General features: G+C 43.7%; 19 protein-coding genes. 3 read left to right on the forward strand and 16 right to left on the reverse strand.

All coding sequences use genetic code 11. The annotated features are described in order from the left end of the window. Position 1: 1 nt before the first annotated feature. Entirely contained in the window at positions 2-1,510 is a 1,509-nt protein-coding gene (locus Xedl_RS06825) for a tripartite tricarboxylate transporter permease (RefSeq protein WP_074023086.1), read from the forward strand. A gap of 60 nt (positions 1,511-1,570) precedes the next feature. Here the strand turns inward: Xedl_RS06825 and fabB are convergent, their stop codons facing one another. Beyond that, positions 1,571-2,785, reverse strand: a complete 1,215-nt coding sequence (fabB, locus tag Xedl_RS06830) for a beta-ketoacyl-ACP synthase I (protein ID WP_074023087.1) — start codon at positions 2,783-2,785, stop codon at positions 1,571-1,573. 204 nt (positions 2,786-2,989) lie between these two features. Between fabB and mnmC the strand changes: the two genes are divergently transcribed. Then, complete coding sequence (gene mnmC / locus Xedl_RS06835) at positions 2,990-5,038, forward strand: bifunctional tRNA (5-methylaminomethyl-2-thiouridine)(34)-methyltransferase MnmC2/FAD-dependent 5-carboxymethylaminomethyl-2-thiouridine(34) oxidoreductase MnmC1 (RefSeq protein WP_074023088.1); 2,049 nt, start codon at positions 2,990-2,992, stop codon at positions 5,036-5,038. Between the two features lie 83 nt (positions 5,039-5,121). Here mnmC and Xedl_RS23640 read toward each other — a convergent pair whose 3' ends face one another. From Xedl_RS23640 to hutI, 12 genes are all read right to left on the reverse strand, one after another. Then, on the reverse strand, positions 5,122-5,811 hold the full coding sequence (locus tag Xedl_RS23640; protein WP_083600286.1) for a coiled-coil domain-containing protein: 690 nt from the start codon (positions 5,809-5,811) through the stop codon (positions 5,122-5,124). 615 nt (positions 5,812-6,426) lie between these two features. Further along, the gene (locus tag Xedl_RS06845) at positions 6,427-6,702 is read right to left on the reverse strand and encodes a YfcL family protein (RefSeq protein WP_074023089.1); all 276 of its coding nucleotides are present in this window, start codon (positions 6,700-6,702) and stop codon (positions 6,427-6,429) included. 22 nt (positions 6,703-6,724) lie between these two features. Continuing rightward, the gene (locus Xedl_RS06850; protein ID WP_074023090.1) at positions 6,725-7,276 is read right to left on the reverse strand and encodes an elongation factor P hydroxylase; all 552 of its coding nucleotides are present in this window, start codon (positions 7,274-7,276) and stop codon (positions 6,725-6,727) included. A 21-nt stretch (positions 7,277-7,297) separates the two neighbouring features. Beyond that, positions 7,298-8,098 carry a sulfite exporter TauE/SafE family protein gene (locus Xedl_RS06855; protein ID WP_074023091.1) on the reverse strand — a complete coding sequence of 267 codons (801 nt, stop codon included), beginning with the start codon at positions 8,096-8,098 and terminating at the stop codon, positions 7,298-7,300. Positions 8,099-8,184: 86 nt separating this feature from the next. Next, positions 8,185-9,270, reverse strand: a complete 1,086-nt coding sequence (gene aroC, locus Xedl_RS06860) for a chorismate synthase (RefSeq protein ID WP_074023092.1) — start codon at positions 9,268-9,270, stop codon at positions 8,185-8,187. 212 nt (positions 9,271-9,482) lie between these two features. Next, a complete protein-coding gene (gene prmB, locus Xedl_RS06865; protein ID WP_074023093.1) occupies positions 9,483-10,418 on the reverse strand; it encodes a 50S ribosomal protein L3 N(5)-glutamine methyltransferase in 936 nt (311 codons plus the stop codon). A 137-nt stretch (positions 10,419-10,555) separates the two neighbouring features. After that, entirely contained in the window at positions 10,556-11,920 is a 1,365-nt protein-coding gene (locus Xedl_RS06870; protein WP_074023094.1) for an amino acid permease, read from the reverse strand. Positions 11,921-12,020: 100 nt separating this feature from the next. Further along, positions 12,021-13,553: a histidine ammonia-lyase gene (gene hutH / locus Xedl_RS06875; protein WP_074023095.1), complete on the reverse strand. Its 1,533-nt coding sequence runs from the start codon at positions 13,551-13,553 to the stop codon at positions 12,021-12,023. A 14-nt stretch (positions 13,554-13,567) separates the two neighbouring features. Further along, positions 13,568-15,262, reverse strand: coding sequence for a urocanate hydratase (gene hutU / locus Xedl_RS06880; protein WP_208605034.1), 1,695 nt, complete (start codon positions 15,260-15,262; stop codon positions 13,568-13,570). A gap of 300 nt (positions 15,263-15,562) precedes the next feature. After that, the gene (gene hutC / locus Xedl_RS06885) at positions 15,563-16,294 is read right to left on the reverse strand and encodes a histidine utilization repressor (RefSeq protein ID WP_422645913.1); all 732 of its coding nucleotides are present in this window, start codon (positions 16,292-16,294) and stop codon (positions 15,563-15,565) included. A gap of 36 nt (positions 16,295-16,330) precedes the next feature. Next, positions 16,331-17,290: a formimidoylglutamase gene (gene hutG / locus Xedl_RS06890; RefSeq protein ID WP_074023098.1), complete on the reverse strand. Its 960-nt coding sequence runs from the start codon at positions 17,288-17,290 to the stop codon at positions 16,331-16,333. Between the two features lie 18 nt (positions 17,291-17,308). Continuing rightward, entirely contained in the window at positions 17,309-18,577 is a 1,269-nt protein-coding gene (gene hutI / locus Xedl_RS06895; protein ID WP_074023099.1) for an imidazolonepropionase, read from the reverse strand. A gap of 182 nt (positions 18,578-18,759) precedes the next feature. Here hutI and smrB point away from each other — a divergent pair, with 182 nt between their 5' ends. After that, the gene (smrB, locus tag Xedl_RS06900; protein WP_074023100.1) at positions 18,760-19,302 is read left to right on the forward strand and encodes an endonuclease SmrB; all 543 of its coding nucleotides are present in this window, start codon (positions 18,760-18,762) and stop codon (positions 19,300-19,302) included. A gap of 16 nt (positions 19,303-19,318) precedes the next feature. Here smrB and sixA read toward each other — a convergent pair whose 3' ends face one another. The 3 genes from sixA to fadI form a co-directional block, all read right to left on the reverse strand. Next, on the reverse strand, positions 19,319-19,801 hold the full coding sequence (sixA, locus tag Xedl_RS06905) for a phosphohistidine phosphatase SixA (protein ID WP_074023101.1): 483 nt from the start codon (positions 19,799-19,801) through the stop codon (positions 19,319-19,321). Between the two features lie 265 nt (positions 19,802-20,066). Next, entirely contained in the window at positions 20,067-22,268 is a 2,202-nt protein-coding gene (gene fadJ / locus Xedl_RS06910) for a fatty acid oxidation complex subunit alpha FadJ (protein WP_074023102.1), read from the reverse strand. After that, the gene (gene fadI / locus Xedl_RS06915; protein ID WP_074023103.1) at positions 22,268-23,578 is read right to left on the reverse strand and encodes an acetyl-CoA C-acyltransferase FadI; all 1,311 of its coding nucleotides are present in this window, start codon (positions 23,576-23,578) and stop codon (positions 22,268-22,270) included. Before fadI ends, fadJ begins: the two co-directional genes overlap by 1 nt. Between the last annotated feature and the right edge of the window lie 208 nt (positions 23,579-23,786).

Here is a 23,786-nt window from a genome sequence, read left to right on the forward strand (position 1 = left end):
GATGGATACTTGGATTTATCTGAGCCATGGTTTTGAAGTCGCATTAATACCCAAAAACCTGGTCATTGCATTGATAGGCTGTTTTATCGGTACTGTTGTTGGGTTACTGCCTGGTCTTGGTCCCATAAATGGAGTGGCAATCCTGTTGCCATTAGCTTTTGCGTTAAAATTACCCGCTGAATCTGCCCTAATTTTATTAGCAACGGTCTACATTGGTTGTGAGTATGGGGGGCGTATCTCTTCAATCTTGCTGAATGTACCGGGAGATGCCGCAGCCATTATGACAACGCTTGATGGCTACCCGATGGCAAAACAGGGGAGAGCGGGCGTTGCACTCTCTATCTCCGCCGTTAGTTCGTTTTGTGGCTCACTTTTAGCTATCACAGGTATCATCTTATTTGCCCCACTTTTGGCGCAGTGGTCTTTAGCATTTGGGCCAGCTGAATACTTTGCACTCATGGTGTTTGCCATTGCTTGTCTCGGCAGTATGATGAGCCAAAATCCCATAAAATCACTACTTGCGGCCTTAATCGGTTTGGCTTTAGCAACTGTGGGCGTGGACGCCAATACAGGTGTGTATCGTTTCACCTTTGATAATGTGCATCTCTCCGATGGTATTCAATTTATTGTCGTCGTCATCGGACTGTTTTCAGTTAGTGAAATTTTATTGATGCTGGAGAGCACTTCGGCGGGGCAAAAAGTCATTAGGCAGACGGGGCGCTTGCTATTCAATAGAAAAGAAGCAGCAACATGTGTAGGACCAACCTTACGCTCCTCAGTGATTGGCTTTTTCGTGGGAATATTACCCGGCGCAGGGGCTACAATCGCCAGTGCAATTACATACATGACTGAAAAACGGCTCAGTGGTAACAGTGATTCATTTGGTAAGGGGGATATCCGTGGTGTAGCCGCACCTGAGGCCGCTAATAATGCGTCAGCATGTGGCTCATTCATTCCTATGTTGACTCTTGGTGTACCCGGATCAGGAACAACAGCAGTCATGTTAGGTGCTTTGACGCTTTATAATATTACTCCTGGCCCTACTATGTTCACCGAGCAACCAGATATCGTTTGGGGTCTCATTGCGGCTTTATTGATTGCCAACATTTTGTTGCTGATCATGAATATTCCGATGATTGGGGTATTTACTCGTATGCTGAATATTCCAATGTGGTTTCTGGTTCCTTCAATCGCCATCGTTTCCGCAGTTGGAGTATATGCCATCCACAGTACCACTTTTGATCTTATGTTGATGGTCGGGCTAGGCGTTTTCGGCTACATACTGCGAAAAATGAATTTTCCAATGTCACCACTGATCTTGGGCTTCGTTTTAGGCGAAATGCTGGAGCAAAATTTACGGCGGGCACTATCAATCAGCAATGGCGATTTTGAGATCCTATGGAGTAGTACCATTACACAAGTTTTGCTGGCTCTGGCAGTATTGGTCATTGTTATTCCACCCATTGTGCGCATCATGAATAAACGCCGCAATAAAATCTCGGCGCCTTAATAAAAACAACCAATCCACATAATTGATGGATTGGTTGTAAATTTTTTATGACTTAAAAAATCAGTTTGAATACTTGCGCATCACCAGGGATGCATTTGTACCACCGAACCCGAAGCTATTGGACATCACTGTTCTTAGCTCGCGTTCGGTAGGTTCGGTAACAATATTCATACCCAGTGCTTTTTCATCCAGGTTTTCAATATTGATGCTTGGTGCAATAATTCCATGCTCTAACATCAATAAGCTGTAAATCGCTTCATGGGCACCTGCTGCACCCAATGAATGCCCTGTCATCGCCTTGGTGGCAGAAATGGCGGGTGTATTGTCACCAAACACTTCTCTAATGGCTTCCAGTTCTTTCAAATCACCAATGGGTGTCGAAGTTCCGTGGGTATTAACGTAATCGACTCCACCTTCAACACCCTCTAATGCCATCTTCATACAACGTACAGCACCTTCTCCAGAAGGAGCGACCATATCCGCGCCATCTGAATTTGCTCCATAACCGATGATTTCAGCATAAATATGCGCACCACGGGCTAATGCATGCTCTAATTCTTCAACAACAACAATACCGCCCCCTCCTGCGATCACGAAACCATCGCGATCCTGATCATAAGTACGGGAGGCTAGTTCGGGTGTTTCATTATATTTAGTGGAAAGTGCGCCCATTGCATCAAATTCACAAGCCATTTCCCAGCTTAATTCCTCACCACCGCCGGCAAAAATAATATCTTGCTTACCGAGTTGGATTAATTCGACGGCATGACCGATACAATGTGCAGAAGTTGAGCAGGCAGAACTGATGGAGTAGTTGACTCCCTTGATCTTAAATGGGGTTGCTAAACACGCTGATACGCCAGAGGCCATTGCCCGTGTGACCATATAAGGCCCAACACCACGCAACCCACGGGCACGCATGCCATCTGAGCCAGCGACTTGGTTATAGGGAGAGCCTCCTCCTGAACCCACAACCAAGCCAGTACGAAGGTCAGAAACTTGTTCATCGGACAGGCCGGAATCTTTAATTGCCTCATCCATTGCCAGATAAGCATAAATAGATGCGTCACTCATGAAACGTAAAGTTTTGCGGTCAATCAAACCAGAAGTATCCAGTTTTACATTACCCCAAACATGGCTGCGCATGCCCATTTCTTTAAATTTTTCAGAGAAAGTTATCCCGGAACGGCCCTCTTTCAGAGATTCCAGCACCTCTTTCTGGTTATTACCAATACTAGAAACAATACCCAGACCGGTGATCACTGCACGTTTCATTACTTACCTCATCAATATGTTTACCTGCGGGATTTATTCACCCGCACTTTAGCGTACACTTGTACGCCGAACAAGTCCGATCAGGTTAAAAATTCAAGGAAAAATTGATCTGGACTTAACTCTGAAGCTCTACCATGAGTGGTGCAACCAAATGAAGACAGTTAAAATCCACATATTATTGTTATCAACAGTACAGGCATTATTGTGAAAAGCAGTGCTATCAACAACGCAACCCTAAGCTGGAATGAGCAGGGCACCCCCATTTCAGAACATTTTGATGACGTTTATTTTTCAAATCAAGATGGCTTGGAAGAAACGCTATATGTATTTTTGCAAGGCAATCATTTCCCTCAACGTTTTAATACACATTCCCGTTCAGAGTGCGTTATTGCAGAAACAGGATTCGGTACTGGATTGAATTTTTTGACACTTTGGCGATCTTTCTCTCATTTTAGACAACAATATCCTGAAGCTGCATTAAAACGACTGCATTATATCAGTTTTGAAAAATATCCATTAAAACCAACTGACCTGAAAACAGCACATCAACGTTGGCCTGAACTTAAGGAATTTTCTGCCCAATTATACCAACAGTGGCCCTTACCACTGGCTGGCTGCCATAGATTAAGTCTGGATAATGGCGCTATTACCTTGGATCTTTGGTTTGGCGATGTAAATGATCTATTACCAAAGGTGACTTCAAGCCTGACAGGGAAAGTTGATGCCTGGTTTTTGGATGGTTTTGCGCCAGCAAAGAATCCACAAATGTGGAGTGAACAGTTGTTCGCTGCAATGGCAAAATTTTGTCGCCCTGAAGGGACTTTTGCAACCTTTACCTCCGCCGGAATAGTCCGCCGAGGATTGCAAGCAGCGGGTTTTAATGTCACTAAGGTTAAAGGTTTTGGACGTAAAAGAGAGATGCTAACGGGTACTTTATCGCCATTAAGTAACCCGCTTTCCTTATCTTATACACCATGGTTTTCTCGCAAAGCTGCTACCTGTACTGATGATATTGCCATCATCGGCGGTGGTGTTGCCAGTGCACTGACCGCACTTACACTATTGCGCCGTGGTGCCAAAGTCACACTGTATTGTCAGGATGTTCAACCTGCCCAAAATGCGTCCGGCAATCAACAAGGAGCCCTTTATCCTTTACTGAATGGTAATGACGACCCATTAGAACGCTTCTTTACAGCAGCATTTACTTTTGCCCGCCGTCAGTACGATCAGTTAATTGACGAAAATGTATCGTTCGATCATCAATGGTGTGGTGTCAGCCAATTAGCTTATGATGAAAAAAGCGCGAATAAAATAAGCAAAATGCTACGGACGACATGGCCAGAAGAAATTGCACTCGGTATGAACCGCAGCCAATTAAGCCATGTAAGTGGGTTAGATGTGAATTATGATGGCATTTACTATCCACAAGGAGGATGGTTATACCCCGCACAACTAACTCAAGCAGTGGTTAAACTGGCTGAACAACGTGGAATGCAGATCTTTTTTAATCATAAAGTCACTCAGCTCATTCAAAGTGAAAATGGCTGGCAATTGCAGATTGCACATAAAGAAAACCTGCAATGCAAGAAGCACAAAGTTATCATTATTGCCAATGGTCACTGTCTGCCACAATTTGAACAGACGAAAAAACTCCCTGTAACCGCTGTTCGTGGCCAAGTTAGCCATATTCCAACTACAGATAACCTAAGCCAATTGAAAAGTGTATTGTGCTACGATGGCTACATGACTCCCGTTAATCCTCATAACCAATATCACTGTATCGGTGCCAGTTATCAACGCAATCAGCTAGATACACTGTACTCTTCCATCGAGCAACAAGAAAACCGAGATCGTTTATTAAAATGTTTCTCTGATGTTGATTGGCCACAAGAAGTTGACATTTCAGAAGAGAAGTCTCGTCAGGGCATCCGATGTGTCATTCGGGATCATATGCCAATGGTCGGGAATGTTCCTGTTTTCAGTGAACTTATGGATAAATATGCAAATTTATCTCTGCAAATAAACGCGAATAAAATCATTGAAGAATCGCCTTGTTACCCAGACTTATTTGTTCTTGGTGCGTTGGGTTCACGTGGATTATGTTCTGCTCCTTTAAGTGCAGAATTATTGGCTAGCCAAATTTTTGGGGAACCTCTACCGCTTGATGATGAAACATTAGCGGCTTTACACCCAAATCGCTTTTGGGTTAGGAAGTTATTACGTGGCAAAGCAGTAAGAACAGAAAAACCTTAGAGTGATTTATTCTATTGCATCAGGTATGGAAACAATCATGCCTGGTGCCTCCCACGGTCTTTATTTCCAAAGATGATATTACTTCAAATCATAAACCTCATTGCTGCAATAATGACACCAGAAAAACCAAACATCATTGTGACCATCCATTTGGTTTGAGCAACTATTTTATTGGATAGATCCTCACTTACAGTTGATATTTTCTGATGTATAGATGAAATATCCTTGCGTATAGATGAAATATCACTACGTACCGCTACCATATCACTCTGCAAGGTCGATATGTCGCTACGTACCGCTACCATATCCTTCTGCAAAGTCGATATATCACTACGTACCGCTACCATACCCTTCTGCAAGGTCGATATATCGCTACGTACCGCTACCATATCCTTCTGCAAAGTCGATATATCACTACGTACCGCTACCATATCACTCTGCAAGGTCGATATATTACTGCTTACAGATCCCATATTACTCTGCAAGGGTAATATATTTCCTCGCATAGATGATATTTCTTTATGAGTCAATGAATTAATAGATTCAATATCCGCTTTTGTTGCATAATTTGACTTTATAACAGCAACATCCATTTTTATTTGAGCAACGTCAGACCCCAGATTTTCAACTTTTTTTTCCAGTGTTGTATTCATCACTTCTTTCTCAACCAGTTTCAATGAGTCAGTATTTATCGATTCAGGTAATAAAAGTATTTTTTCATTTTCAGTATGATCATTGTAACCATTTTGAACAAAATTATTTTCCATTTTCATGTCACTATTTCCTGAAGAATCCTTTTCTGATTTTGACTTTCCAAGGGGAATTTATTTTTCTTGCATTCACATAACAACACCCCACCTATTAAACCAGTTAATTATCTATAATTTTCAATCAGTTAATCAGTAAAATCACTTCCCACCAACATATCATTGTCAAAACTTTAGCATCATCACTTATTTTAATCATCAGTCGTTCTATTAATAACAGAGTTATTTAAAACAAATAATAAAATAATTTCATTAACCCTCATTAAAACAAAATACACTTATAAATTATTTGGATAATAAGTAAAAATATTCTTAAATAAGAGTAAAAAATAGAATTTAATTATTTTACTTACCATTTACCTTTAACCATATTCAATATATTAACACCCTAATTATTTTAATTTCAATCAAAAATACATTCGAAATAGATTTAAAAACCAGATTACTATACTTTATATTTACTATAAAAAGATCAATAAAAATCTAATTATCACTATTTATTCTCATTATTGAGAAGCACTACGAGTTTTTTTGTAATTGAAGACGGGACGTTACTCAGTTAAAGCAAAAATAAAGGGCTATATGAATAGCCCTAAATAAAGTTATTTTTATATCAAAGAATTAATCTTTTGCACCATCCAGCAGTTTTTGCCAAGTTGCCAAAACCAAAATCTGATCCAGTGGAGCCAGTTCTCCCACTTTAATTGCTTTGTGGATGCTTTCTTCAACACGCTGATGGAGCTGTTCTATGGTATTTGCACCTTCTTGCTCCAATTCAGCAACAGCTAATGTCAGATGCCCGCGGAGGTAACCACCAGCAAATAATTCATCATCACTGGCATGTTCAACCATATCATCAATTTGCGCCAGAATACGGGTTTCAAACTCTGCGAGCATTATTTTTTTCCTCAAAATCATTTCAGTTAGCAAAGAGATCTTCCGGGTAAGGAAAATGCTCTGCTTTTAATGGGGGCGTATTGTAGAACGATTGCAGACCTTGAATAAAGCGTGCCGCTCGTGTGGGTATCCCATTTTTCAGGTATTGCATGACTTGCGCATGCACTTTCCGCTGAAAAGCAAGACGATCCGGCTCAAAATCGCCTTCAAGATTGTCACAACTGACATTAAAAGGAAACTCCGCAGCGACACAGAATAACCACTCCAGCGACTGTGGTTTAATCTCCACTTTTTCAAACTTCTCCTGAGTTTGGGCATCACGCCCATCAGGGCAATACCAGTAACCAAAATCGATCAGTTTGCGACGCTCTTCACCCGCAATACACCAATGAGAAATCTCATGTAATCCACTGGCATAAAATCCGTGGGCGAACACTATCCGGTTATAGTTCACTTCATCATCTGCCGGCAGATAAATCGGCTCATCATCACCTTTTATCAAGCGAGTGTTATAGTCATTGCTAAAACAATTATCAAAAATTTCAATCAGTTGTTGATAGTGATGTGCGGTCATGTATTAATGCCAGATCCTAAATCAAAAATAAAATGCCAGCCAAGAACGGACTGTATCTCCGTGCTGATCATAAAGAAGTTTGATGCTCATCAAAAAGGAAATTGTTACCAACAGCGGGCGAATGAGTTTCTTTCCTTTGCTCAGTACTAAACTCGCGCCAAATCGCGCACCGATGATTTGTCCTACCAGCATCACAACTCCCGCCAGCCATAAGATCTGCCCACCAAGAACAAAGAACCCCAAAGCTCCGATGTTAGATGCAAAGTTCAGTACCTTGGCATGAGCCGTTGCTTTCGCTAAATTGTAGCCACAAAGCATGACATAAGAGAGTGCGAAAAAAGATCCCGTTCCTGGCCCAAATACGCCATCGTAAAAACCAATACCACATCCAGCAAGACAACCAAATGCAATTGGTTCAAGACGATGTTGCCGATCTTCTGCTCCAATATTCGGCACCAATAGGAAATAAAGACCGATAATGATTACCAGTACCGGCAATAAATAACGCAGAAAATCCGGTGAGATAAATTGAACCAACAAAGCGCCCAACATGGCGCCAATTATCGTCATGACGATAGCAAAACGCTGGGAACGCAAATCCACTATACCACGGCGGATAAAATAGAGGCTGGCAGAGAAAGAGCTACCTATAGCCTGTAATTTACTTGTTGCCAGCGCCTGGACAGGGGAAACGCCCATCGATAGCAACGCCGGAATGGTTAACAATCCACCGCCTCCGGCAATAGAATCGATAAACCCCGCTACCATCGCAACTAAAAAGAGGAAACCGTAAATTTCCGGCCCCAAAAATGACCATTCCATTATGCATTTCACCAGAAAATTGCTTGCCTGTTCTCCTGATACCTTTCAGCATCAACCGAAACGGGTATCAGGAGCCTCTTCCCAGATTACCAGCGCGGGAGTGATGATATCACATCAGCACATTGTGCCCGCTGGCGCAGTAAGTGATCCATCAGTACAATTGCCATCATAGCTTCTGCGATGGGTACGGCACGAATACCAACACAAGGATCGTGGCGGCCGCGAGTTACCATATCCACTGCTTCTCCCTGACGATTGATAGTTTTTCCTGGCACCATAATGCTGGATGTCGGCTTTAAGGCAATATGTGCAATAATTGGCTGACTACTACTAATTCCGCCTAAAATGCCGCCGGCATGGTTACTGGTAAATCCTTGTGTCGTCATTTCATCGCGGTTTTCGCTGCCACGTAAATTGATAACACCGAAACCATCACCAATTTCAACGCCTTTGACCGCGTTAATGCTCATCAAAGCATGAGCAAGGTCGGCATCCAAACGGTCAAAAACCGGTTCACCCAATCCCGCCGGGACGTTTTCAGCAACCACACTCACTTTGGCACCGATAGAATCCCCCTCTTTTTTCAATGTACGGAGTAATTCATCAAGCTGGGTCAACTTACTCTCATCCGGACAGAAAAAAGGGTTCTGTTCAACAAGATCCCAATCTTTCAATTCACAATGAATATCGCCCATTTGAGTCAGGCAAGCACGAATAAGAATGCCGTGTTTTTCGAGTAGGTATTTTTTAGCAATTGCCCCTGCTGCAACGCGCATGGCGGTTTCACGGGCTGATGAACGTCCGCCACCACGGTAATCACGCAGTCCATATTTCTGTTCGTAGGTATAGTCAGCATGGCCTGGGCGGAAAACATCTTTAATTGCGCTGTAATCTTGTGAACGCTGATCGGTGTTTTCAATCATCAGGCCAATGCTGGTGCCTGTTGTCACGCCATTAAAAACACCAGAAAGAATGCGAACTTGATCGGGCTCACGACGCTGTGTCGTATAACGGGAAGTTCCCGGACGACGTCTGTCCAAGTCGATTTGTAAGTCAGCTTCTGTAATAGCAATGCCTGGTGGAACACCATCGACAACGCATCCCAGTGCGATCCCGTGAGATTCACCAAATGTGGTGACACGAAAAAACTGCCCAATACTATTTCCTGCCATTCCTACCCTGCCATCATTATCTGTACATTTAGAAAGAGCGAATAACAATAACTCACCCAATGATTAAAACCTATCTTATTTCAGTAATTTTATTTGCCTTTTATCCTTAATCTTCCGAGCAACAATATTGCTAGCTACGACTCGAAATCCACTGAATATAGATACAATTTATATGAAATATCCGTTTTAACCATTGGATGAATGAAAAAATATCAGTCTTTGAATTGCTGGAAATAGTCTTGATATTCAACAAGCTGCTGGCGATTCAGTACAAAAACACCATCACCATAATCATGTTCGAATGTCAGCCATTTGAATGGTACGTCAGGGTATTGCTCAATCAGGTGTACCATACTGTTACCTACTTCACACACCAGTATTCCATCTTCTGAAAGGAAATCCGGGGCAGTTGCCAGAATACGACGAACCAAATCCAACCCGTCAATACCGGCAGCCATGGCTAATTCAGGTTCATGATCATATTCCTGAGGAAAATCACTCATATCTTCTTCATCGACATAAGGAGGATTAGTGACAATGATATCGTATTTCACCGATGGTATATCATGAAATAGATCTGAACGAATCGGGATGACACGGTGGGAAAGCTTATGATTCTCTATATTTATTTCTGCAACTGCCAAAGCATCAGGAGAAATATCAACCGCATCAACTTCGGCTTCTGGGAAGGCATGGGCACAGGCAATTGCAATACAACCGCTTCCTGTACAAAGATCCAAAATTGTCGCTGGCTGACGTGAGATAAGTCCTTCAAAATGGTTTTCAATCACATCTCTAATCAGTGAACGTGGAATCAGAACTCGCTCATCGACATAAAATTCATGACCACAGAACCAAGCCCGATTGATCAAATAAGCAACAGGAATGCGTTCATTAATACGACGTAAGACAAGTTCCACGATGCGTTGCCGCTCTGTTGATGTCAGGCGTGAAGCCATCATTGAATCAGGAACATCCATAGGCAAACGCAATGAGGGGAGAACTACTTGCAAAGCCTCGTCCCACGGATTACATGCAGTATGTCCATAATAGATATCCGATTCGCTAAAACGGCTAGTAGACCAACGCAACATATCTAAAATGGTACGCAGCTCTGCAACAGCCTCATCGACTAAAATCTTATCCAAAAAACACCTCCAAACAACAAAAAAGATATATCAACTCGCTAGTTTGCCATGATCCAGAACACAAATCAGCTTTCTTAACACCGAGTTATCTTAGGATGAAATTGTATTCACAAAATACATAGGCTGGTATGGGAGGGTTAGCCATGACTTGGTTTTTTCACCCATAAATAATAGCTAATCGTCAATAATACTATCCATACTATCCCTACGTATAATGCAATCCGAGTATTTGGGAAATAACCTAATACCGCAATAACAAATGCCATAAAAGCAATGGCCAGAGTCGGTGCAACAGGCCAAAAGGGAACCGGAAATTTAAGCTGTCTGACCTCTTCTGCCGGCATTTTTCGACGCATGACATATTGTGACAGCAAAATCATCAGCCATACCCACACCGTTGCAAATGTTGCGATGGAAGCAATAATGACGAAAACTTTTTCCGGCAACAGATAATTCAACAGGACGCCGACCAACAAGATCCCAGACATTGCCAGCACCGTCACCCACGGTACTCCGTTTTTAGTCAATTGAGTAAAAGAGGCGGGTGCCTGTTTTTCCTGCGCCATGCCATACATCATCCGTCCGGCACCAAAAATATCACTGTTGATCGCGGAAATTGCCGCGGTAATGACGACAATATTTAAAATATTAGCTGCGGAATCAATTCCCAAACTGGAGAAGATCTGGACAAATGGACTGCCATTTTGTCCCACTTGATTCCACGGATAAATGCACATCAAAACAAACAGCGTAAGGACATAAAACAGTAAGATACGGAACGGAACCGCGTTGATCGCACGTGGGATGGATTTTTCTGGATTTTTAGCTTCACTGGCGGTGATGCCGATGACTTCAATGCCACCAAAGGCAAACATAACAACCGTAAACGAAGCAATCACCCCCGCTATGCCGTTTGGCATAAATCCACCATGTTCCCATAAATTCGACAGGCCGGTGACATGCTCAGCTTCCTGACCAAACCCATACATCATGATGGCAAAACCGCCGACAATCATGGCGATAATCGCAGCAACTTTGATGATAGACAGCCAAAACTCCATTTCACCAAATACCTTGACGTTACATAGGTTGATTGCGCCAATAAAAAAGACAATGCCAAGTACCCAAATCCACTGGTCAACATGGGGAAACCAGAGCTTCATATAGATGCCAAATGCGGTGACGTCAGCAAGACAAACGACCAGCATTTCAAAGACGTAAGTCCATCCGGTCAGAAAACCCGCCAATGGCCCTAAGTATTGGGTGGCATAATAGGAGAAAGAACCTGGCGCAGAGCGATGTACCGCCATTTCCCCCAATGCCCGCATAACCATAAAAACGGCTGCACCACCAATGGCATAAGCCAGCAATACCGCAGGTCCTGCGGCTTTAATGGCGCCCGCTGAACCATAGAAAAGACCGGTGCCAATTGCCGAACCCAGTGCCATAAACCGAATGTGGCGAACGCTTAACCCTCGTTTGAGTTGTGAGATGTTTTGCATGATTTATCCTTGTGTCTTTTATTATTAGATTGGCAGAGATAAAGAGATAAATACTACGATAAGGCCGGATTTTATCCGGCCTAAAACGATGTGTCTGTACTTATTTTTCTAAGATATTTCCGGCCGGCAACAGGGCAGAAAGTTGCTGCTCGGCCAACAACTGAATTGCTACTTCAATATCCGGTGCGAAAAAGCGGTCTTTATCATAATGGGCAACTTTATCACGCAGAATATGGCGAGCTTTTTCTAATATCGGACTACTCTTCAAGCCATGACGGAAATCCATGCCCTGGCAAGCTGTCAGCCATTCAATAGCTAAGATCCCACGCACGTTATCTGCCATCTCCCACAGGCGACGGCCTGCGGCGGGTGCCATTGAAACGTGATCTTCCTGATTGGCAGATGTCGGCAGACTATCGACACTGGAAGGATGCGCCAGCGCCTTGTTCTCACTTGCCAGCGCAGCCGCAGTCACCTGTGCAATCATGAAACCAGAGTTAACACCGCTGTTTTCGACTAAGAATGGGGGTAACTGGGACATATTGCTATCCATCAGCAAGGCAATGCGGCGTTCTGACAGTGAACCGATTTCTGCCAAAGCAATAGCCAGATTATCCGATGCCATAGCGACGGGTTCCGCGTGGAAATTACCCCCAGAAAGCACCTCATCTTCTTCGGTAAATACCAGTGGATTATCAGAGACGGCATTAGCTTCAACCATAATAACATCAGCAGCATGGCGGATTTGAGATAAACAAGCTCCCATCACTTGTGGCTGACAACGCAATGAATAAGGATCCTGGACTTTCGGGCAGTTTTTATGGGATTCACAAATCTCACTTTGTTCTTCTAATACCAAACGGTAAAGGGCTGCCACATCAATTTGGCCTGTCTGACCACGCACTTCATGGATACGAGCATCAAAGGGTTTACGGGAGCCAAGAGCGGCTTCAACAGACAAGGCACCACAAACAATCGCTGACGCAAGTAAATCTTCTGCGGCAAATAACCCTTTTAAGGCAAAAGCGGTAGAAGCCTGCGTACCGTTGAGCAGTGCCAACCCTTCTTTTGCGACAAGACGCATCGGTTCAAGTCCTGCTTTTTCCAGTGCCACTTTTGCCGGTAGCCATTCACCACGATAACGGGCTTTACCTTCTCCCAACAATAACAAGCTCATATGCGCCAAGGGGGCTAAATCACCGGAAGCCCCTACCGAACCTTTACTTGGGATACAGGGATAAACTTCAGCGTTAACCAAGGCAACCAGTCCCTGAATGACGTCCAGACGAATGCCAGAATAACCACGGGCAAGGCTATTAATTTTCAATACCATAATCAAGCGGACAATTTCATCCGGCAACGGCTCACCCACTCCCGCAGCATGTGACAACACGATAGAACGCTGCAATTCTTCCAAATCCTGCTCTGCAATACGGGTATTCGCCAGCAAACCAAAACCGGTATTGATACCGTAAGCGGTTTTATTTTCACTGATAATGCGATTCACACAAGCAACGCTGCTCTCAATGGCAGGAAAGCATTGTTCGTCCAAATTAATGTGAACAGGATGCTGATAAACATGACGTAATTCTTCAAGCGTCATTTTTCCTGGATGAATAGTAATATTTTTCATTTTAACAACGCTCCTTATTTCGCATCAGTCACTGACAGGTTTAACATTGGCAGGTTTAGTCCCTGCTCTTTCGCACACTGGATAGCCAGTTCATAGCCCGCATCGGCATGGCGCATAACGCCCGTTGCTGGATCATTGTGTAATACACGAGCAATGCGCTCAGCCGCTTCATCAGTACCATCACAAACAATGACCATGCCGGAATGTTGAGAGAATCCCATACCAACGCCGCCACCATGATGCAGGGAAACCCATGTCGCACCACCAGCCGTATTCAGTAAGGCATTCAGTAATGGCCAGTCAGAAACTGCGTCAGAACCATCTTGCATGGATTCAGTTTCACGATTAGGGCTGGCGACAGAGCCGGAATCCAGATGGTCACGGCCAATCACGATTGGTGCGGAAAGTTCCCCACGGCGAACCATTTCATTGAATGCTAATCCTAATTTGGCGCGATCTCCCAACCCTACCCAACAAATACGTGCAGGCAAGCCCTGGAAACTGATACGCTCTCTCGCCATATCTAACCAGCGGTGTAAATGAGCATCATTCGACAGCAGCTCTTTTACCTTGGCATCGGTTTTATAAATATCCTCAGGATCACCGGAGAGTGCCACCCAACGGAAAGGACCGATGCCACGACAGAACAGAGGGCGAATGTAAGCGGGAACAAATCCGGGAAAATCAAAGGCATGATAAACACCCATCTCTTTCGCCATTTGGCGGATATTATTACCATAATCGAAGGTAGGTATACCCTGTTTCTGGAATGCCAGCATGGCTTCAACGTGTACAGCCATTGACGCTTTTGCCGCTTGGATCACCTCTTCTGGCTCACTTTCGGCACGGCGGCAATACGCTTCCCATGTCCAACCTACTGGCAAGTAACCATGTAATGGATCATGGGCGCTGGTTTGGTCTGTCACCATATCAGGGCGCACGCCACGGCGTACCAGCTCAGGTAAGATTTCTGCAGCATTACCACACAATGCTACCGAGACTGCTTTGCCTTCCTGGGTATAACGTTCAATACGCGCCAAAGCATCATCCAGATCAACGGCCTGTTCATCCACATATTGGGTGCGCAGACGAAAATCAATGCGGCTTTGTTGGCATTCGATAGTTAATGAAGAGGCACCTGCTAATGTCGCAGCCAGTGGCTGGGCACCGCCCATACCGCCCAGACCTGCCGTCAATATCCAACGTCCGGTTAAATTGCCGTTGTAGTGTTGGCGGCCTGCCTCGACAAAAGTTTCGTAAGTTCCCTGAACAATGCCCTGACTGCCAATGTAAATCCAACTACCGGCGGTCATCTGGCCATACATAGCCAGCCCTTTGGCATCCAGTTCGTTAAAATGTTCCCATGTTGCCCAGTGTGGAACCAAATTCGAGTTGGCAATTAATACACGCGGAGCATTCTCATGGGTTTTGAACACCCCCACAGGTTTACCGGATTGCACCAGCAGGGTTTCATCACTTTCCAGATCCTTTAAGGTTTCAACGATTTTTTCATAACATTCCCAGTTTCTGGCTGCACGACCAATGCCACCATAAACCACTAATTCATGAGGATTTTCTGCTACATCGGGATCAAGATTATTCATGAGCATCCGAAGTGGTGCTTCGGTTAGCCAACTTTTTGCGGTGAGTTGCGTTCCTCTGGGAGCGCGAATGGTTACGTTGCTGAATTTATTATTTTGCATCGTCACGGTTTTTTCCTATCTCATTTTTGTGAATTTTGTTAATTGTATAGTTGTATATACATGTATATTCAATAGGCAAAAATGTGACGAAGATAAAGTTAATAATGCGGTAATAGTACTATTTTTATAAAAATCAATAATATATCCACAATTAATTTTGTGGTGAACAGGGAAGTATTTTTGCTGGTTTTGTGTTTAATATCACATTGGTTTTACATTATTGTTACAATGAGTAATAAAAAACCTCTTCTATCCAAAGGAAATAAGAGGTTTTTACAACCTAATTTTTTTAGCTCCATTACAGAACTATGAACTAAAACGCCCTTTCAATTTATATCGATATCCAGGAAACAATAACCTGGCACTGGAAACAATAAATTCTTTCGACCAGGTTCGCCGGCTGATTAACAAACAGGGCGTATTTGCCTCAATTTGTAATAACCGACAAGAGAGGGCATCTCCCGCCACGGCTTCAACGATATGTTCCCCTTCTGTCAATGGCGCTACCTGGGATAAATAATTATGGGCAGTTTGCTGACGGAAATCTTGTCGCAAATATTCCGGTGCCGCCTGAACATTGACAAAGCGATCTTCAATCTGCACAGGTACATCATTTTCATAATGTACAATGATGGAATGGTAGAGCGGCGCGCCGACTGCAATACTGAATTCCGCAGCCTGAGTCATATTGGCACTCACTTCAGCAAGTTTCAGTACTTTGCAACTATGTTGGTTAGAGCGGGAGGCAATTTCATCTGCAATACTGTGAATTTCAAATAACGCAGATTGTCCTTTCGGCTCGGAAACAAACGAACCCACGCCTTGCAAACGGAATAGAAAACCTTCTGCCGTCAGCTCCCTCAATGCCCTGTTAGCCGTCATGCGACTACAGTTAAATTGCCTGACCAATTCCGCTTCCGAAGGAACCCGATCATGCGGTTTCCATTCCCCTGTATAGATCTTTTCAATAATCGCTTGTTTGACTTTTGCATACAAAGGCACTGGTTTGGCATATGTATCTGGTAAATCGTCTGTCACTATCCCTTCCTTCTCACTTTTTACTCGCCCACCAACCTATTTATTCCACCAGTGCACCAATTGCCATGCAAGGCGAGCCGCGACTTTCCCCCCCATTCCCTGGATATCATATAAAGGGTTAAGCTCAACTAAATCTACGGCTTGCAATTTTTTGCTCTGACAGATGAGTTGAACTAATGGCAATAAACGCTCCAGCGGAACGCCCAACGCCGCAGGTGCAGAAACGGCTGGCATTTGCCAAATTGGCAGCACATCCAAATCGATAGTCATATAAATGATATCAACCTGATTAATTATATCTTGTAATTGCTGCTGTACCTTATCCAACATAGATTCAACACAATGAGTATCCCAGATAATGGTGACATCAAGATGATTAGCCTCATCCAGTAATGCCTGAGTATTTGATGCCAAACTGGCACCAACACAACTGTAATTAAATGGACGTTGATGTTGCTGGCAGTAATGCGCAAGTTGCCGAAATGGAGTTCCTGATGTAGGTTGCGGTGAATTTCGCAGATCCAAATGGGCATCAAAATTGATGATACCGACATGCTGCTCCGAAAACGCACGGTAAATTCCCATCCCATGAGCAAAAGCCGTTTCATGCCCACCACCAAAAATCAGTGTTTTCATCTTATGTTGCTGGCATGCATAGACAGCATCACTGAGCGCCTGCTGTGCCTCACTCAACTCACCAGGATTAGCACGGATATTACCTAAATCCACCAACCTATCATGGCCGTCATAACTCGCCAGGTTTGCCAACGATTGGCGCAAATATTCTGATCCCAATTTCGCTCCCGGACGTCCCTGATTAAGTTTAACGCCTTCATCACATTCAAATCCCAATAGCGCAATATGATGAGGAAATTCTGCCGGTGAGAAACTGGCTGGCTGTTTTATTGTCTGGAACAAGCGTAAGGCATTATTGGCTTCTGCAAGATCATTACGCCCTTGCCAACTGTTTTCTGATGTTGGATGCCATAAATTCATATTTTTTCCTCACCACCATTAATTAAAACCATTTAAGTCATCACGATGTGTAATTTCGCCATGATAAATACGATAAACCAATGGGTTATGTCCCAGTTCATATAAGATATCAACGGGTTCCTGGGCATCCCAAACGACAAAGTCCGCCATAAAACCTGTCGCTAATTGACCGTGACTCTCCGCTCGTCCCAGTGCCTGAGCGGCATGAATGGTCACTCCTTGCCAGGCTTCTTCTGGTGTCAAACCCAATTGTACGCACGCCATATTCATAATCAGGCGCAAAGAAGCAAAAGGACTGGTTCCAGGATTAAAATCTGTCGAAATAGCCATTGGGACACCATATTGGCGCAATAATGCAATAGGAGGGCGTTGAGTTTCTCTCAGGAAATAAAATGCCCCCGGCAATAACACGGCGACAGTTCCACTACGGCTGATGGCTTCAATACCCTTTTCATCCAAATGTTCAATATGATCAACGGATAAACCTTGATATTCAGCAACCAGTTCACTTCCTCCCAAATTGGAAAGTTGCTCAACATGACCTTTGACGGGAATATTTAAGCGTTTTGCTGTTGCAAACAGGCGTTTGGTCTGGCTCAGATTGAAACCCACTGTTTCACAGAATACATCTACAGCTTCGAATAACTGTTTTTGCCAGAGAGCAGGCAGGATGGAATCACAAACTAAATCAATATAGGCATCAGGATTATGTTTATATTCAGGGGGGACAGCATGGGCAGAAAGTAATGTCGGGCTAATTTCGATGGGATTTTTCTGTGCCAATGCCCGCACAACATTTAACTGTTTTTCTTCACTTGCCAGATCCAGCCCATAACCTGATTTCATCTCAATCGTTGTCACTCCTTCGGCCATCAATGCATTGAGACGCTTCTGGGATACGTTTTCCAACTGTTGAGCCGAACTATTGCGGGTGGCATTAACTGTGGAATTAATACCTCCCCCTTTGGCGCTAATTTCTGCATAAGAAACCCCATTCAGGCGTTGTTCCCACTCAGAGGCTCTATTGCCACCAAAAACTAAGTGAGTGTGGCAATCGATTAAGCCAGGTGTGATTAGGCGCTGCTCTGCGTCAATGATTTTACATTGGTTGGCTGGTACGCTATCTGTCGGCAAAATCGCTAAGATTTTTTCATCCCGCACAATAAGGTCATGCTGTTCTAACATGCCGTAATGACTTTCACCATCAACGTTTTTAATTGCAGGGTTCATTGTGGCAAGTTTGGCATTACGCCATATGACATCAGTGTCTCTTAGTTCAATCGACATTGTACTATCCTGTTATTTTTCTTGTTTGTATCAGAGCTCATGTTGTATATACATTTATTTTATAACCAAACCTAATTGTCAAATCATTTTGTGAACAATTTGTTACTTAAAATAATAACGGCCAAGAAAAATCACAAAAAATCATGTACACTTGCCAAAAGCGGTGAGTAAATGAATGTGTAATGAAGAAGAAATATCAACTAAACTCAGAAGACATCAGTCTATTCAGAACGTCTGTTACAGGAACCCGTCGTATCGCGCAAGATACGATTTCCCATCCTCCGAAAAGAAAAAAAATTAACCTTGTTGCCCCTGAACGCTTGATGCAAGAGCAAGCGGATGCCAGTTACTATTTTTCCGATGAGTTCCAGCCAAATTTGGATATGGAAGGCCCAACCCGTTACATTCGGGAAGGCGACAGTCATTATGAATTAAAGAAATTACGTCGTGGAGATTATTCCCCCGAACTTTTTCTGGATTTACATGGGTTAACTCAGTTACAGGCCAAACAAGAAATTGGAGCATTAATCGCAGCCTGTCGTCGTGAACATGTCTATTGTGCCTGCGTTATGCATGGACACGGTAAACATATTCTCAAACAACAAGCCCCGCTATGGCTTGCCCAACATCCTGATATTATTGCTTTCCATCAAGCTCCCAAAGAGTGGGGCGGGAACGCTGCATTACTCATTTTGGTGGCGATGGATGAGTTTACGCGGCGCTAATAATTAAGGTGTCTGGTTAGGATTTCGCCGCTAATTGTGCAGGGGATGTTTGCCATAGCAGACACCCTTTTTCTGTTTGGGGATCCAGCTCGACACAAGCAATGCTGGATGTGGCAAACATCGGCGGAGTTTGTCCAGGGCAAAGCTCAGAAACCAAATAGCCGACTAACGGCAAATGGGAAACTACCAAGACAGATTTATGTCCTTGTGTTGACAAAACGTGTAAGTAGCTGGCAACCAACACGGCATCTCCTGATGGCGCTAATTCAGCCAGTATTTCTTCATCGTCAGGAAGCACCAAATTTTCTCGCACAGCCTTTAGTGTTTGTTCTGCACGGATATAAGGGCTGACCAAAACACGATCAATATCAGGCGATTGCTGCGAGAGCCAATAAGCTATTTTCTGTGATTCTTGATACCCCAGGGATGTCAGTTCCCGCGCCGCATCACTGATTGCATTCAAGACTGCATCACCGTGACGCATAATAAAAACGTACATAATTCACCGGTCTAGTTTAATTGCGAATTTGTTTCAAAATAACATACATTCATTGTTATTGAGATAACTCATTGGTTATACGGCATTAATAGGTAAGCTCAAGCGCTATTATCAAGCGAATATTTGACATATACCCTGTAAATTTATAAAGGTATAAAAACGTTTCAATGAGAGCTAATTTGCATTCTGCCTTAAAGCCAAAGTAAAAGAAATCGGCTCTAATTTAAGAGAGCCGATCTGACTGATTGTAAAAATAGAATTCAAGTTATGCGTGAAATTTCTTTTTCTGTTCCGCCATCTGGACTAAACGTTCACAGGGAGCAAACCTTTCCCCATGTTGCGCCTCCAGGCGACGTAAAACTTCTACAACTTTATCACTGCCAAGCTTATCGATATAACGGAATGGCCCCCCCAGGAATGGCGGGAATCCGATGCCAAATACAGCGCCAATATCACCATCACGAGGGCTTCTGATAATCCCCTCATCCAAACAGCGCACGGCTTCATTCAACATCAGCATGACACAACGCTGGGCAATGTCAGCAGGCAACATTTTTATGGCTGGTTTGATCTTTAATAAGGAATAAACCGATGCGTCCACTTCTTTGTTGGATTTTTTGCCAAAAGGCCAAAATGAGCTTTTTTTATTCGCATACAATTTGTTACTCGCATACAAATAGAAACCGCGGCCATTCTTTTTGCCTTTGCGGTCATCCTGCAAAATTGCAGCCAAAATCTCTGGCGCCGCAAATCGACTTCCCAAGTCTTCGACCAAAACAGGGATAATTTTGGTGCCTACATCTATGCCAACTTCATCCAGCAGATTGATTGGGCCAATAGGAAAACCGAAATTCATTAAAGCATTATCAATATGTTCAATCGGCTCACCTTCCAATACACAATAACCTGCCTCATTAATATAAGGTGTCAGAATCCGGTTTACATAAAAACCTGCTTTATCCCCAACAACAATCGCGGTTTTTCCCTGTTTCTTAGCTAACGCGACGGCAGTTGCGATCGTTTTTTCACTCGTTCCCTTATGTGGAATGACTTCCACCAACGGCATTTTGTCTACCGGACTGAAATAGTGAAGGCCAATCACCTGTTCTGGCCGAGTCGCAGCTTCAGCAATCTTATGAATGGGTAATGAAGAAGTGTTAGATGCAAAAATAGTTTCGGGTTTGGTATGCTCTTCAATTTCTGCAACCATTTTGCGTTTTAATACTAAATCTTCAAATACAGCTTCAACTACAATATCAGTTTGTTTGAACCCACTGTAATCCGTCGTTCCTGTCAATAACGACATCTGATGGGAACGCTCACTGGATTTCAAACGACGCTGTTTTACCCGCTTAGAAAGAAGATCCCATGTATATTTCAATGCCTGATTGATGCCTTTCTCACTAATATCTTTGATGCGAGCAGGCAAATTTCCTCGCGTCACGGTCACATTGGCAATACCGCCTCCCATTAAGCCTCCCCCTAAAATTCCTACCTGTTTGATTTCGGTGGGCTGTTCTGAAGAGCCAGTTTCATTTTTTAAGGTTGTCGAAGCAAAAAACAGGCTCCGTAATGCTTCCGATTCCTGCGTCATCGCCAACTCACCAAATGCCTTGGCTTCAAGCTGAAAACCTTTTTCTGAACCTTTTTCCAGACCGGCACAAATCACATTAATGATTTTCTCTGGTGCAGGATAATGGCCACGAGTTTTTTCTCGCGTTTTTTTATGAACCATTTGGAATAACAATGGCCGACCTAATGCGCTTGCCAGTATACGCTGCGACCATGCCAATGGCTTACGCTTCACGCTGCCTTTTTTAACATATTGCACAGCAACATCCAGCAAGATATCTAAAGGAACCGCATCATCCACCACACCTAACCGTTGCGCCTGTTTTGCCTTAAGCTGACGGCCTGTCAATATAATGTCCAAAGCAGCACTGACGCCAATCAAGCGAGGCAATCTCTGAGTTCCGCCTGAACCGGGTAATAATCCAAGCTGAACCTCCGGCAAACCAAGACGTGTTTTTTCATCCAAAGAACAGATACGCGCATGACAAGCCAATGCCAACTCCAGCCCCCCCCCTAAGCACGCGCCATGAATCGCTGCTACAACAGGCAAAGAGTAACTGGCAATTTGCGCAAAGAGCTTTTGACCTTTTTCAGCCAATTTTGTTGCTTCTTCCTGAGTTTGGCAATTCGCTATCATGCTAATATCAGCACCCGCAATGAAGGTATCTGGCTTGCCGGATACAATAACCAGCCCTTTCAAGTCTGAAACTTGTTGCGCTTTTTCAAACACTTTCAAGAACTGTTCAACAAATTCAGCTTTCAGTGTGTTGACTTTCTCTCCTGGTACATCAATGGTGATAATTCCCACCTTGTCGTCCCTGACAGAAAAACGGAATACCGATTGCTCCGGTTGCATTGCTGCTGACATAACCGTTTCTTTTTCAGTCTGAGCCATTATTCTACCTCCAATACCATTGCTGCACCCAAACCACCCGCGGCACAAGCTGTCGTTAACCCAAGTCCACCACCGCGGCGACGCAATTCATTCAACGTCTGGGTAACCATTCTGGCTCCTGTCGCCGCAAATGGATGCCCATAAGCAATTGATCCACCTAATACATTGAATTTATCCATATCCACTTCACCAATTGCCTGAGTACGCCCCAATTTTTCGCGGGCAAATTTCTCACTGGCAAACATTTTTAGATTCGTTAGTGTTTGGGCAGCAAAGGCTTCATGCATGTCAATAAGCGTAAGTTCATTCAGAGTGATACCTGCACGATCCAGTGCCAGCGGAGTTGCATAGGACGGCCCCAGCAACATGTCCTGCCAAACATCAATGGCAGAAAATGCATAACTCCGTAAATACCCCAATGGAACCATACCGAGTTCTTTGGCAACTGATTCACGCATTAACATCACTGCTGCTGCACCATCAGTCAGTGGTGTGCTGTTTGCCGCTGTCACTGTGCCATATTTACGATCAAAGGCCGGACGCAATTTGGCATAAGAAGCTAACGTTGAGTTTTTTCTGATATTGTTATCTTCTGCCAATGTTTTACTGTATGGCGGGAAATATGCTGATGTAACTTCCTCTTGCAAAAGCCCTTGCTCCCAGGCTCTGGCCGCCATTACATGAGATCGGTGTGCTAATGCATCCTGATCTTCGCGGCTGATATGATAAGTTTTTGCCATCTGTTCAGCGGTATCCCCCATTCTCAGCCCTGTGGAATACTCGGCAACAGCAGGGGATACAGGCAATAAATCACGTAATTTCAAGCGGCTGAGTAATTTTAATCGTTGAGAGAGATTTTTGGCTTTGTTCATGTCAACTAATGTGCGCGCCAATGACTTAGTCACTCCGATGGGCAAAACAGATGAGGAATCCGCCCCTCCAGCGATCCCTATATTGACTCCCCCCGCCATAATACTTTCGGCTACGTTTACAATTGCCTGAAAACTGGTCGCACAGGCACGGGAAACACTATAGGCATCAGTATTCACACTTAAGCCTGCACCCAAAACAATTTCTCTTGCAATATTCGGTGCTTCCGGCATTTGAACCACCTGTCCAAAAACCAATTGGTCGATCTTCTCAGGCGACAAACCGCTCCTAATGACCAGTTCGCTTACAACAGCCTTTCCTAAGTCAACAGCCGGAATACCGTGGTAGAAAGTTGCCTGTTTCGCAAAAGGAATGCGTAATCCACTGACAATAGCGACACGTTCCCGTTGCGATATTACTTTTGTTGAAGAACGACCCATAGCAACTCCTAATTATTATTAACTAAATCAATTGATTGATTAAAAACATTTACTCACCCCATAAGAGGTCAGACCTGATGATGCATTGTTAACGCAATGTTGGGAAATAGCAAATAGGTATAAACTAAAAATGAGAACAAACTCAACTTTAAACTATTTATAATTTATACAACTTAAACGAAGAATAAGCGACGGGAGTACAAAGAAA

The organism is Xenorhabdus eapokensis, assembly GCF_001908105.1.

Excerpts from the sequence above, each read along its gene's own strand:
- Xedl_RS06825 (WP_074023086.1), top strand. The coding sequence starts at position 2 with ATGGATACTTGGATTTATCTGAGCCATGGTTTTGAAGTCGCATTAATA.
- fabB (WP_074023087.1), bottom strand. The coding sequence starts at position 2,785 with ATGAAACGTGCAGTGATCACCGGTCTGGGTATTGTTTCTAGTATTGGT.
- Xedl_RS23640 (WP_083600286.1), bottom strand. The coding sequence starts at position 5,811 with ATGAAAATGGAAAATAATTTTGTTCAAAATGGTTACAATGATCATACT.
- Xedl_RS06845 (WP_074023089.1), bottom strand. The coding sequence starts at position 6,702 with ATGCTCGCAGAGTTTGAAACCCGTATTCTGGCGCAAATTGATGATATG.
- Xedl_RS06850 (WP_074023090.1), bottom strand. The coding sequence starts at position 7,276 with ATGACCGCACATCACTATCAACAACTGATTGAAATTTTTGATAATTGT.
- Xedl_RS06855 (WP_074023091.1), bottom strand. The coding sequence starts at position 8,098 with ATGGAATGGTCATTTTTGGGGCCGGAAATTTACGGTTTCCTCTTTTTA.
- aroC (WP_074023092.1), bottom strand. The coding sequence starts at position 9,270 with ATGGCAGGAAATAGTATTGGGCAGTTTTTTCGTGTCACCACATTTGGT.
- Xedl_RS06870 (WP_074023094.1), bottom strand. The coding sequence starts at position 11,920 with ATGCAAAACATCTCACAACTCAAACGAGGGTTAAGCGTTCGCCACATT.
- hutH (WP_074023095.1), bottom strand. The coding sequence starts at position 13,553 with ATGAAAAATATTACTATTCATCCAGGAAAAATGACGCTTGAAGAATTA.
- hutG (WP_074023098.1), bottom strand. The coding sequence starts at position 17,290 with ATGAATTTATGGCATCCAACATCAGAAAACAGTTGGCAAGGGCGTAAT.
- hutI (WP_074023099.1), bottom strand. The coding sequence starts at position 18,577 with ATGTCGATTGAACTAAGAGACACTGATGTCATATGGCGTAATGCCAAA.
- smrB (WP_074023100.1), top strand. The coding sequence starts at position 18,760 with ATGAAGAAGAAATATCAACTAAACTCAGAAGACATCAGTCTATTCAGA.
- sixA (WP_074023101.1), bottom strand. The coding sequence starts at position 19,801 with ATGTACGTTTTTATTATGCGTCACGGTGATGCAGTCTTGAATGCAATC.
- fadJ (WP_074023102.1), bottom strand. The coding sequence starts at position 22,268 with ATGGCTCAGACTGAAAAAGAAACGGTTATGTCAGCAGCAATGCAACCG.
- fadI (WP_074023103.1), bottom strand. The coding sequence starts at position 23,578 with ATGGGTCGTTCTTCAACAAAAGTAATATCGCAACGGGAACGTGTCGCT.